Annotated in this window: 10 protein-coding genes; 3 read left to right on the top strand and 7 right to left on the bottom strand. The window is 46.4% G+C overall.

The genetic code is table 11. The features are described 5' to 3' along the window. Positions 1 to 44: 44 nt before the first annotated feature. The 7 genes from guaC to essC form a co-directional block, all read right to left on the bottom strand. Positions 45 to 1028 carry a GMP reductase gene (guaC, locus tag AC4HAL_RS08855; protein WP_491093862.1) on the bottom strand — a complete coding sequence of 328 codons (984 nt, stop codon included), beginning with the start codon at positions 1026 to 1028 and terminating at the stop codon, positions 45 to 47. Positions 1029 to 1394: 366 nt separating this feature from the next. Beyond that, the gene (locus AC4HAL_RS08850; protein WP_491093861.1) at positions 1395 to 2006 is read right to left on the bottom strand and encodes a DUF1349 domain-containing protein; all 612 of its coding nucleotides are present in this window, start codon (positions 2004 to 2006) and stop codon (positions 1395 to 1397) included. Between the two features lie 224 nt (positions 2007 to 2230). Beyond that, complete coding sequence (locus tag AC4HAL_RS08845; protein ID WP_491093860.1) at positions 2231 to 2599, bottom strand: hypothetical protein; 369 nt, start codon at positions 2597 to 2599, stop codon at positions 2231 to 2233. Positions 2600 to 2607: 8 nt separating this feature from the next. Next, positions 2608 to 2889, bottom strand: coding sequence for a hypothetical protein (locus AC4HAL_RS08840; protein WP_491093859.1), 282 nt, complete (start codon positions 2887 to 2889; stop codon positions 2608 to 2610). A 20-nt stretch (positions 2890 to 2909) separates the two neighbouring features. Continuing rightward, entirely contained in the window at positions 2910 to 4646 is a 1737-nt protein-coding gene (locus AC4HAL_RS08835; RefSeq protein ID WP_491093858.1) for a lipase family protein, read from the bottom strand. Then, positions 4639 to 5109, bottom strand: a complete 471-nt coding sequence (locus AC4HAL_RS08830; protein WP_491093857.1) for a hypothetical protein — start codon at positions 5107 to 5109, stop codon at positions 4639 to 4641. Before AC4HAL_RS08830 ends, AC4HAL_RS08835 begins: the two co-directional genes overlap by 8 nt. A gap of 25 nt (positions 5110 to 5134) precedes the next feature. Beyond that, positions 5135 to 9529 carry a type VII secretion protein EssC gene (essC, locus tag AC4HAL_RS08825; RefSeq protein WP_491093856.1) on the bottom strand — a complete coding sequence of 1465 codons (4395 nt, stop codon included), beginning with the start codon at positions 9527 to 9529 and terminating at the stop codon, positions 5135 to 5137. 588 nt (positions 9530 to 10117) lie between these two features. Between essC and AC4HAL_RS08820 the strand changes: the two genes are divergently transcribed. From AC4HAL_RS08820 to AC4HAL_RS08810, 3 genes are read left to right on the top strand one after another with little or no spacing between them, the layout of a single operon-like run. Further along, on the top strand, positions 10118 to 10666 hold the full coding sequence (locus AC4HAL_RS08820; protein WP_491093855.1) for a PadR family transcriptional regulator: 549 nt from the start codon (positions 10118 to 10120) through the stop codon (positions 10664 to 10666). A gap of 54 nt (positions 10667 to 10720) precedes the next feature. Beyond that, positions 10721 to 11434, top strand: coding sequence for an ABC transporter ATP-binding protein (locus AC4HAL_RS08815; protein WP_491093854.1), 714 nt, complete (start codon positions 10721 to 10723; stop codon positions 11432 to 11434). Next, positions 11427 to 12137, top strand: a complete 711-nt coding sequence (locus AC4HAL_RS08810) for an ABC transporter permease (RefSeq protein ID WP_491093853.1) — start codon at positions 11427 to 11429, stop codon at positions 12135 to 12137. The genes AC4HAL_RS08815 and AC4HAL_RS08810 overlap by 8 nt, the downstream gene beginning before the upstream one ends. Positions 12138 to 12177 lie beyond the last annotated feature (40 nt).

Genomic DNA, 12177 nt, shown 5'->3' with positions numbered 1-12177 from the left:
AAAGCTCGCTTATTTGAGAAATAAGTGAGCCTTTCTTATATATCCTAGATAGCGTCGCCATTCCAGATTGAGTTCTTGACAATGACATAATCAACATGCAGCAAACTCTCCAAATCGCGTCCACCGGCATAAGAGATAGCACTTTGAAGATCCTGCTCCATTTCAAGCAGAGTATCTTTAAGAGAACCTTTCGTTGGCAGAAGAATCTTTTTTCCTTCGACATTCTTGTGTTCACCCTTTTGGTACTCCGAAGCAGAGCCATAATACTCTTTGAAGGTCTCTCCATCTACTTCTACCAGCTTACCTGGGCTTTCGATATGGCCGGCAAATAGCGAGCCAATCATAACCATCGTGGCGCCAAAGCGGATTGATTTAGCAATATCACCATGGGTGCGGATACCGCCGTCCGCAATAATGGGTTTACGGGCGGCTTTGGCACACCAGCGAAGAGCAGCCAACTGCCAGCCACCGGTACCAAAGCCCGTTTTGACTTTAGTAATGCAGACTTTGCCCGGGCCGATACCGACCTTGGTCGCATCTGCACCTGCATTTTCCAGTTCACGAACCGCTTCAGGTGTTCCTACATTACCAGCAATAACAAAGGTTTCTGGCAGCTCGGACTTGATATGCTTAATCATCTTAATGACACTATCCGCATGCCCGTGGGCAATATCAATCGTGATATAATCTGGGGCATCCTCTTTTAAACTGCTGACAAAATCATACTCATAGTCCTTGACCCCAACTGAGATAGACGCTATCAGCCCTTGAGCGTGCATGCGTGCGATAAAGGGCTTGCGTCCCTCTTCATCAAAACGATGCATGATATAGAAATAGCCTTCCCTTGCCAGTAGCTCCGCCGCATCTTCATCAATAATGGTCTGCATATTGGCAGGGACTACGGGGATCTTGAACTGATGTTTCCCCAGAGTTACTGTCGTATCAGCATCGGATCGACTGTCGATGATACATTTATTGGGAATCAGCTGAATGTCTTCATAGTCAAAAACAGGCAAATCATTGTACATAAAAATCCTCTTTCGGCCGCTAAACTGACAGAGGATTTTTGAGTATATCAAAAGGTCATCTTCAGCCTGCAGCATTAATATGATGACCTTCCTATAACTCTGATAGTCGTTATCACTTTCAGAGCATCGCTAGGCAATTGCTTACCCTTCCATCATTATATTATAAAAATATACCTATTCTGTCCAAAAAATAATATTGTAAACGAATAATGTTCGTATTTTGCTTTATTACTAGATTAAACCGACAGAACCTCAATGGTTTGACGAATTCCTGTAGGAAATTTGCCGTAGAAGAGATTAGCGAAAAACAGCACAGGATAGCTTTTTAAAGATTGCACCATTACCTTTTCCGCCGGCTTGAAATAGCTACATATTCGGTGCCTGACCATCGTGGGCAGCCCACTGGCACTCCGTCAGGCTAAAATCTGAGAAAACAGCGGTAAAAGAAGAATCCTCTGGCGAGCAGGCGTAAATCCCGATATGGACAGTGCCTGTTCCCTCGTAGAAATGACAGATCCGCATCTGACGAAAAATCTTGCCATCCTCAGAGCATTCGATCAGAAAATCGCTTTCCCTGCGACTGAGCCGATACCACATACTTTTGATACTTGCCGGAATCTCAGTCGTCGCCCAGTCTGAATAGCCGCGGTTGGTCACCACACTGCCTAAATGCTGAAAATCATCATTCTCATATTCAATAGAACCTTTGATCCAATTTTCACTGTTTTGGTAAAGCACAACCCCACATTGGTCAAAACGATGGTGGCTGTCCGCAAAGGTCGTCTTAACCGTAAATGAAAAATACTGGTCGTCAACTGGCACCAAAAAAACAGGGGCATTATCATTAATAAAGTGATAATAGGTCTTTTGCCAGAGATCTGTACGCGGTGCTGTGGTCACCTCCACGGCATCAGCGGTATAGCTAACATCTGCCGGCTGACCTGTCCAGGTAAAGTCTTTTAAATCAAGTGTTTTCATAAGCCATCTCCAATCAACCACTGCGTCATTCTGGTAACTCTAGAACAGTGCTAACGCGTCTGAACTCTTGTCCTAGCCTCTTTCTTGCTTAGTCTACCACAAAAAATAGAATCTGCGTCCTGCGGACAGAAGTTGACCGCCAAACTTAAGCGGTAAAACTGGAACAACTCCAACTTCTCAGAGTTGATCATCCCTGCGATGTGACTGTGCGACCGTGTGACCGCTCATGTGTCTTGACTGTCGGAATCATCGTTTTGATCTTGGCGGGCTTCCTCATAAATTTTATCGACCTGTTTGTCGTAGTCTTTTTTCAATTGAGCTTGCTCTTCATCCAGTTCAGCTATTTCTTGCTGAAACTTTGACTTAAAATCATCGCTAGTAATATCCATTTGATATAACTGACCCTTTGCGTCTGGCGAAAGTTCTATGTCACGCTTGAGAGTGGCTTGGTAAACTTGTTCTTTCAAGTCATCTGTTACCCGCATAAAACGCTGGTAATCCTCCTCTAAGCTGTCTCGTTTGCTTTGAATAGCCTTTAAATCACTTTCATATTGGTCATCCAGTTCCCTAATTTTAGTATTAACCGTTACCATTTTATTCCCTAACTAATCGGATTTCCCAAGGTAGGCTTAGGAAGCTGGATTAAAAAATCCGAAGCCGCCTGAGCCGCTTGACCTTCTAATCCATCCGCAATGTTCTTTTTATAAGTTGAGGCATAATCCTTCAACGCTTTAGCATCTTTATCCAGCGTTGATTTTAAGCTGGTTCCCTTACTTTTGATGGAAGAAGAAGCTGCCGAAACGATAGCTTTAATAGCTGCCCGCTCCTGTTTTTTTATGAATTCTTCTAGTTCAAAATCATCACTTTTTTTCTTTTTTGACATATAGTGTTCCTTTTTTTTCGCTACTGTGAAAGATTGTCAAAAATCTCCCCGGCCTGCTGGTTATCAACCGCTTCGATATTTTGTGCCGCATATATGAGATCTGAGCTAAAGGTATCCATCTGACTCTTATAGGCATCAAGGGCCGACTTAGCCGCCTCTTCTGTCCCCTCATCCCAAACATTGGACATCTCTATCTCAGCTGTCAGCTCTTCAATCTCACTGTCGCTGAGGTGCGCCCCTAAGGCTCTTGACGCCGCTATCGCTGCCTCGGAAATGACCTTAACCTCTTCCTTAACATCGCTGATATGCTTCTTGGCTGCTTCAACTTTATTGTTAATATCTTCCTCAGCCAGCTGGGTCGCCATATAGAGCAACTCTGTCCGAAGCAGAATCCTCTGTGCTCCTGTCGCATTTTTTATCTTAGCGTGGAAACTGTCGATGTTCTCCCGAGACCATTTGATCGATTCAGCTTTGGCGTCTTTGATCAGCTGGCTGTATTCCTCCTGGAAATTGGTCCAGATTTTTTCAATATCCTGCCAATGGCCAGCGGCATTGCCAAGAAAAGCGATAAGGTCATCCTGACTGATCCCAAGATTGTCGGCGACTACTTTAATGGTCGCTTGTATCTCGTTCGGCAGCGAAGCGATATCGGATAAGCTGACGCCATCCTTGATTTTCCCAATAATAGCCCCCATACTTTGAGCCACTGTTTGAAATTGATCAGGGCTGAGGTTGACGAGACCGTCAATAATCGTATCAGGCACATATTTTTTTAGCCCCTCGATACTTTCTTTTTCCAGCTTGGCCAAGTCCCGACCCGCCGTCAACAACTCTGGATGATAGCTTTTGGAAGCGATAAGGGGCTTGCCGTCACTCCCCATTTGGTAGGCCCCAAAGTCATGGGAGGAATGGCCATCTATCATACTGGTATATTCCATCGGAACGATAACGTTGACTTTTCCCAACTGTTCCTTATAAGGCTTGTCCCGATTGAGCATACTAACGGGATCAAAGGGATTGACATAGTAGGTGGTTTTACTTCCGAGCTCTTGGATATGTGCCTTACTATAGCCCGCTTTTTGGAGGCTCTTGGTCGCATCGGGCCCATTAAAGAGAACAATCTCATCCACTTTTTGCAGCTCGTCATGGCTCAGTCCCGCTGCCCCCTGAATGGATACCATGGTGCCCAGCGAGTGACCGGTGATACTCATCTGAGCATCAGAGGCTGCTTTTTCATTCAGCTCCGCAATCTTGGCTTTCATGCCTTTGGTGGCTTCTTTGGCTTGGGGAACGATTTTATCCTGTAAGGCAAAGGCCGCATCATTATTTATCCAATCTTCGGGGTGTTTGAAATTTTCTGGGTGCTCCAGACTGGGCTGCCCAAAGCCATCACTGCCCCGTACCGCAAAGTAAGTCTGGTGGGTATCCTGATTGATGGTCTCGTTTTCAGACAGGTAATAGGCATTGTAGCCAGACTCTTTGTCCTCTAAAAGCCCTTTCTGGTCAGGCTGGAGATAGACAATGCCGTCGTTGTTGGGATCGGTACTGTCAAAGTGCTGACCGCCTTGGGTAAGATTTCCATCTTTGTCTCTGGCATCTTGAGAAAAGTTGAATCTAACAGATTTTCCAGAATCAAGTGCCTTTCTCTGGTCCCTATTTAGTTGATTATAAGAAAAATTCTCTGGCCTATTATTATAAGCAGATTCCGCTAGATCTGCATAGAGGTAATTAAAGTTTTCTAAATTCCAGTTACTCAATTTCTTCCCCTCCTATACTAGCTCTATGAAGCAAAAACATACTGCCCATATCAACTGTACCATCTTTTTTCGTCGGTATTGAAAGGGTCCAACCAGAATCCTCAATATCATTTATACCTCCAAAAATAGTGATACTTTCAGTTTCTTCAAACATCCCAGGCTCTTCCCATTGTGTTTCATCCCAAGCAATCTGCACGGATTCGATTTTAGCATTAGATTGTTTCACAAAATCCACAATTTCCTGCTGGTGTTTTTTGAGGTAGGCTAACTGCCGTTCATGTGGTGTCATCTTTTCTTCTCGCTGCTTTTTCTCAGCTTCTTTTGCTTGTTGCTCTCGTTTGGCTTTGACAAAGGCTTCAAAGCGGCTGTTAAAATCATTGGCTACCATTAGAGTTCCTCCTATTCCTGCTAAAATGGCTAGTGTGGCTAAACTGATTAATGTGATCTTGGTGCTTTTCTTCATAAAAGCCTCCTTAGGTTGGTTGCGCTTAGAATGTTTCTTCTGTGAGGTTGCGACTGAGCTTCAATTTATAATAGGTTTTACGATTATGGATATAGGCCTCATCCATGGCTGGGTGCTTTTCTTTAGAATCGTAAGCCTTATCCAAGAAATTCTGATCATTGAGTTTCATACCGATAAAGTGATACTGGCCGTTTTCCTTAAGATACTTTGGCACTGGATTAATGCTCACTAAATAAGAGTAAGTCGTCCCTACTATGATGAAAAAGCCAACTTTCGGGCCTCTCGTCATAAGCACCGCCAACTCGGTCTGGCTTAATCCAGACACTTTCTCATAGCTCTCTAAATCAGGAATAAAGGCGGTACAATATTGGTCCCAGCCATTCGTTTCTCGATTCTTAATTTCTGAAACCATAAAATCCGTCATATCACTCAGAAGAGTCGGATCATTGACATAGTGCGATACCTTTGACTCGTAGTTTTGATAATCCCCGTTAACATCTAGCAGGAGGGCTGTGATCTTCCAGCTTGACTGACTCACAGTCGCGATGAGGCGATCTACCATAAGGCGGATCTGCTCTGAATTATCCGAGAAGACAACGAGGTGCCTGAAGGTAGAAAAATCAAGGGCAATCGTTTCGACTGCTGTCACGTCCAAACCAAGCGGTAAGGCTGGCTTGGCTATGGCATTTTTCGTATCTGCCCGCTCCATAAACTGTGCCAGTGACATTTCTTCTGGAACGATTGGGATTTCTGCAGGTCTGTCGCCCTGCCAGAATTGATCCATTTGGCTAATTTCTTGACGCAATGCTTGAAGCCGTTGGACCGGAGTTGCCCCTCGATGAGAAAGGGCGGCTTGGAAGACCTCAACTTCTTCTATTGTGATAAGTCCTCGACCTGCGATACTTTCCGTAGCCATGGTAAAATGCCCCATAATCGTTTTGATCTCTGACTCATCTGTTAATTTTAAGCTCAGGCGAGTCTTGAAATTGGCCAGTAAGACTGGACGAATAGCCGATAGACGGCCGCCGCTGACCATAACCGTTATCCCCAGACTGTTACCGTCTCTGGCCAGTGTTTGGGTAAAGCTATCAAAATTGTTTCGCAGCTGTTCGGTTTGAATGTCTTTATAGCCTTCGTAGTTATCTATGACGACAACGATTTGGGGCAGGGTTTCACCGGTGACAGCTTGATACATCTCCTTCGAATTGACATGATGACGGTTAAAGAGCCGTTTGCGTGACTGGATTTCCCGCTTCATGAGATCCATAAACTTTGTCAGCTTTTCTTCTTGATCGGAAGTGAGGAAATCAGCCGTGTGCGGTAAGTTTTTTAAGGGGTAAAGAGCGCTCGTTCCAAAGTCAAAAATGTAAAAGTGAACCTGCTCCGGTGTATTTTGCCTAGATAAGTCCATAACGATGGTCTGTAAGAGCGTTGATTTTCCCATCGCTGGGCCACCAAAAATCGCTAAGTTCCCATCGTCCGCTAACTGATAAGTTCCGACCGTTTGCCTTTGTTCACTCGGAATATCGACCATACCGACGATCGCTTCCAGACGGCTGTCGCCTTGCCAGAGGTCTTGGAAACGGTCTGGCCGTAAATCTTGTACAAAAATCTCAGTACTCAACGGCGGCAGCCACGGCTGAGATAGCGGCGCGATCTGCTTTTCTTGCGTCACCTGCTGGATATGCTGGACGACAGCCTCCAGCTCTGTCGGCACTTCACGAATGTTAGTCGCTTCATCGAGTCCGGAAAGATCCTGATTGAGCGCTTCGTACTGCCCTAATTCATTGATGACGGAAACTGTATGATCTTCTATACCCTGATCCTCCTTATCGGGCTGGTAATCCGCCCCTGACCAAGCACTTTGAAAAAGCTCATAGACTTCGTTGTTGCCCACCTGCAAGTAAGCGCGACCGGCTTGGTTAATCGCGGCCGCATCCGGCGTGTGCAGCATCTCCTGTGAATCCGCCTTGTCTGCCACCTTAAGGGCGATCCGAAAGTTGGAGTTGGACCAGATCTGGTCATTAACCACCCCAGCGGGTTTCTGGGTCGCTAGAATGAGGTTAACCCCTAAGGAGCGACCGATCCGAGCGGTTGAGACCAGCTGGGTGATAAAGTCGGGCTGCTCATTCTTGAGCTCCGCAAACTCATCACTGATGATGATCAGATGGGGCAGGGGTTCGGAGACGTCCCCCTGCTCGTACTTCTTCTGATAGGCATGGATATGGTTGACCCCCGCTTCATTAAAGAGGCGCTGACGGCGCTCATTCTCCGCTCGGATAGAGGCCAAGGCCCGCATGGACTGGTTCCCGTCTAAGTTGGTGATGGTCCCTAGGACATGGGGCAGGTCTTTAAAGAGATTGGCCATACCCCCACCCTTATAGTCAATCAGGAGAAAGGCCACCTCGTGCGGGTGGAAATTAACCGCTAGGGAGAGGATATAGGATTGGATCAGCTCCGACTTCCCAGACCCCGTCGTTCCGGCAATCAGGCCATGCGGCCCGTGCGCCCGCTCATGCAAGTCTAGCTTAACATAATCCTCAGATCCTCGCAAACCCAGAGAAACTGCCAGCGACTGGTGGGGAGCGTGCGACTGCCAGCGCTCGAAAATCCCCAGTTCCTCCACGCGATCAACTTGGTACATCTCTAAGAAGGTGACCGCCTCTGGAATAGCCGACTGCAGGGTTTCCAGATGATTGAGGGGCGCCAGACGGCGGCTGATCCGCTCCTTATCGTACCCTTCTGGGAAATGATCCAAGGCAAAGGTCTGTTCCTTAAAGCGCCGCTCTTCCATGACCAGCTCGCCAGTAGCCGGGTCTTTCAGATGGATGACCGTCTGGACATTCTCCGGCAGGGAGCGGATGGTATCCTGCACAAAGATCAGGCTGCAGCCTAAGGCGCTCGGATCTTTGGCGAAGAACTCCATGATGACATGGTCCGTGATCAAGCTGGCCTCCGTCACCAGCACCACATAGTGGGGCAGATAGCGCAGCTCTTGATTGGCCCCCGCCTCTTTTTGTTGGAGCTCACGCTGTCTCAGGGTTTCCATCAGCCGGTTAAGGATTTGATCGCGAGTGCGCTCATTATAGATAAAACCGCGGACGTTGATGTCCTGCAGGGTCGCATGGGGCAGCCAGCGCAGCCACTGCCACTGTTCTTTTTCAGCCTCAGGCATGATCGTAATCACCTGAACATCGTGGTAGGAATGAAAGACGGCCAGCTGGTGAACGAGGAGCTGGAGCTGCTCCAATACGAGCGAACGCTCCCCGACATAGCCGACTGGGCCGTTGGTGAGCGTCGCCACAACCGGCATATTCGTCAAGGTTTTGTGGGCCTCATAGAGGGCAAACCCTTCTTCTTCCAGAGGATCTTTCACCCCTGAGCGCTCCTGCTGCGAGTAGTCAAGGCGGTAGCTGGTCGGCACTTCCCCTAGCCCTAAGCGGTAGGAGAGAAAATCCTCGTCTTGGGGGATCTTTTCATAAATGCGGCGGGAAAGGGCCTGCACGAGGGTATCCAATTCCTGAATGGCCGGATAGTGATAGAACTGCCAGCGGCGCTGAGTATTCGAGAGCTGGGTCAGCTGGATGGCCTTGTCAGCGAGGTAGGCTCGGTAGGCGGATAGCCGATCCGCTAGGCTCTGCTTGTACTCCCGCTTATTGCGAAAATAGTTCTGAACAGAGAAGATCGCCGTCACGAGACTCATGGCCACAGCCATCAGGATATAGAGCCCCCGCGGCTGAAAGACGGTAATCAAGATGACCACCCCGATCATGACCAAGGGCGGTACCAGCATCCGGAGCAGTTCATTGCGCGGTTTGTTGGGCTCTTTCGGCGGCGCAGTGACCGTTAGCCGGTCCTCATTGAAATGGTAGATCAAGCGCGGCGAACGGTGATAGTCCGGGTAGCCGTCGTAGTATTGGTAAGCGGAAACAGCGACCTCCAGTAAGGTGGCGTTTTGGACAGCACCTGACACCCAGATTTCCTTGGGGAAGACCTTGATCAGACTGTTGCCAAAAGCCACCTCTGCCCCGAAGGGGAGGGAGTGGTTTTGGTCAGTGAGATGGTTATTGAGGTAGATGGGTGCTCCGAGATTGCGAAGCTGCCAGTCGCCTCCTTCAGTTTTCGTGATCAGGAGGCTAATGACCGGATTGCCCGACAGGAGATCGCTCCCGCCGAGGGAGCCGATGACCACACGGGACCAGCCATCGATACTGTAACGCCGCTGATGATCCGGCTGGGGATAAACGACAAGCTCCCCGACACGAATGGCTGTGGTTAGGGGAGCGGTTGTTTCTTTGGTGTGATAGGTTATCCCCTCACTGGTCTGTGAGAGGCTGAGCTGATCGCTGAGGCGCAGGGCGCCTGTTTTAGGGACCGTCAGGACCTGACGGTAGGTAGACCGAAGGACAATGATCTCCATGGTAGTTTTGACATTCCTTTTCTTTTCAAAGATAGCGCCTATTTTTCTGGCATGATAAAAGCAGGAAGGGGACTGTCCCTTCCTGCTCCCTTCAAGCCTGCTTATGCGTTGGTTTCTGACTGGCGCAGCCATCCGACTTGGGGCTCGCCAAGCTCATGAGCTGACGCCTCATTACGGGGTCTGACCAGACCGAATTGTTAATCGTTTCTTTCCTAAAGCTACTTATTATAGTATCTTATTGAAAAAAAAAAAAAATCAAGGGTATTTCGATGACAAATGATTACAATTTTGTTTCAGAGATTAACTGAGAGCTGGCATTCCCTCTGAAAGACCGCTAGAACCACGCGATTTATGCCAACCTATGGAATTCCAAAAATCATGAAAAAGGACGGCAGACTCGTATAAAATCAAAATGAATGGTTAAGGCGGCAAGGTAAAAATCCAAAGGAGTTGGCCTCATTATCCACTACCGCTTTAAAAATTTATTTGAATTTTGGTCTTAAGATTTAACTTTTATATCTTGACATCTAAGAAAGAAATTGCTAAGCTATAAATATTCAACGTTGAATAAACAAAGGAGGTTATTGAGTGATTAAGCTTTTAGTTCTGGCTATTTTAAATGTAAAACCCATGTCTGGTTACGATATTAAATCACTATTAGAGATCAGCGATACACAGAGGTGGGCGGGGGTGTTACCTGGATCCATTTACAATGCCCTGCGGAAACTCGAAAGAGATGGCTACATTGAAATCGAAAGTATCGAAGCTAACGGAAACAGACAAAAGGCCATTTACAAAATAACGGAATCGGGGAGAAAACACCAAATAGAACTCGCCAAAGAATGTCTGACAGCTAACAAAATTCACTACCCTACTCAACTTTACACTGGCATCTCTTTTGTCGACCAGCTTCCTCTGCAAGAAGCAATGGACGATCTGCAAAAAAATAAAGAGCAGCTTGAAAAGGAGTATGGCATGTTAAGTAAGGGAATGGACAGTAAGAAAAAATCAATGGGCAATCATATTCCAGAACTGACGCAAATTATTTTTGAACATATGTTTGAGACGGTCAGGTCTCAGATCGAGCTAATTGATAAAACTCTGACTATCTTGAGCCGGCAAAAGGATGAGTCGTAGGCCGGCTTTCTTTTTACTAATATAGTCAAAGTTGATTATACAAAGGAGAGTAATATGAATCTAGTTGAATTTCACCATGTTTACAAGCAGTTTAAAGATCGCAAAATCATCCAAGATATGAATTTTACCATCAAAGAAAATGAGATCCTTGCCCTACTAGGAAACAACGGAGCTGGGAAAACAACCACCATTCGGCTCTTGCTTGGGATCATTAAGCCGGACAAGGGGCAGATCAGCTCTGGAATGCCAGACTTTAATAAAAAGGTTGGCGCCCAACTGCAGACAACACCTTTCTTTGAAGCGCTGAATATCATCGATAACCTCAAATTATTTGCAACCTTTTATGCTGTTTCTTTGTCTGAAGATGAGATTGAGCAGTTACTAAAAGAACACAATCTCTATGAAGCAAGGAAAACCAAGGCTGCTAAATTGTCACTGGGGCAGCAAAAAAGACTGGCGATTATCATTACAACGATTCACCAGCCAGACTTGGTGATTCTGGATGAACCCTCAGCCGGTCTTGACCCAAGCGGACAAAGAGAGGTTCAGCAAATGATTCAGCGCTTAAAACAAGATGGGAAGACTGTCCTTTTTGCTTCTCATGATATGACTGAAATCAAGAATACAGCCGATCGCGTAATGTGTCTTCATGAAGGAACCATTTTAGAAAGCGGGGCGCCCGATGAGCTAATTAAAAAATATCAAGTCACGAATCTAGAAGAACTATTCTACGAACTAACAGCTAACAAGGAGGACACCCATGTCTAACGTATTCACCATTTCACTAAAAAACAGTTCAAAGGATATCGTCCTCTTGTTCTGGTCAATTTGCCTGCCCTTGGCCTTTATTGTCGGACTTCATTATTTCAAGGTCGCACTAGGCGCAGACACTCTCTTTGGCATCATAACCTTTAGTATTTTTTGTCAGGCCTGTATCACACAGTCCTTCTCCATCTTTTCGCAAAGAAAGCGGGGCGTATTTGAATTGCTGTCTGTCACCCCCTTTTCTATCTGGAAGTATCTAAGCGGCATTGTTCTAAGTCAGGCATTGCTGGCCAGCCTTGTTGCCTTACTGCTCTTAACCATTGAGGTGAAATTGTTTTCACTAGCCATAACTTTTGGAGAAATATTAGCTTTCGTTCCTCTATTTTTGACAGAAGCTATTCTGTTTAGTTTATTTGGCTTTGCCTTGTCACGGTTTCCAAAAGACGAAGCGCATTTAAGTACCTTTTCCAACTTAATCATGTTTGCTTTGCTTTTACCCAGCAGTATTTTCTGGTCCTTGGATCATGCTCCCCAATTCGTTCAGGCAATCTCATGGATCAATCCCTTCGAATGGCTCCAAAAGGGCTACCGAGCTATTTTTAGTCATGAAATTTCAGCTTATATGCTCGCCTTCGGTCTGCTGGTCACATCTGTCCTATTAGCGTCATGGCTTGCACAAAAGACATTTCGGTTAAAAGAAAGGTAAGGGGCATGACCATGACTGATTAGCAGAAAAAATTAGAGGC

The organism is Streptococcus sp. ELY_125 (assembly GCF_058314535.1).
Note: the sequence above shows the minus strand (reverse complement) of the source record. Positions and strands in the feature narration are given on the sequence as shown.

Excerpts from the sequence above, each read along its gene's own strand:
- guaC (WP_491093862.1), bottom strand. The coding sequence starts at position 1,028 with ATGTACAATGATTTGCCTGTTTTTGACTATGAAGACATTCAGCTGATT.
- AC4HAL_RS08850 (WP_491093861.1), bottom strand. The coding sequence starts at position 2,006 with ATGAAAACACTTGATTTAAAAGACTTTACCTGGACAGGTCAGCCGGCA.
- AC4HAL_RS08845 (WP_491093860.1), bottom strand. The coding sequence starts at position 2,599 with ATGGTAACGGTTAATACTAAAATTAGGGAACTGGATGACCAATATGAA.
- AC4HAL_RS08840 (WP_491093859.1), bottom strand. The coding sequence starts at position 2,889 with ATGTCAAAAAAGAAAAAAAGTGATGATTTTGAACTAGAAGAATTCATA.
- AC4HAL_RS08830 (WP_491093857.1), bottom strand. The coding sequence starts at position 5,109 with ATGAAGAAAAGCACCAAGATCACATTAATCAGTTTAGCCACACTAGCC.
- essC (WP_491093856.1), bottom strand. The coding sequence starts at position 9,529 with ATGGAGATCATTGTCCTTCGGTCTACCTACCGTCAGGTCCTGACGGTC.
- AC4HAL_RS08815 (WP_491093854.1), top strand. The coding sequence starts at position 10,721 with ATGAATCTAGTTGAATTTCACCATGTTTACAAGCAGTTTAAAGATCGC.
- AC4HAL_RS08810 (WP_491093853.1), top strand. The coding sequence starts at position 11,427 with ATGTCTAACGTATTCACCATTTCACTAAAAAACAGTTCAAAGGATATC.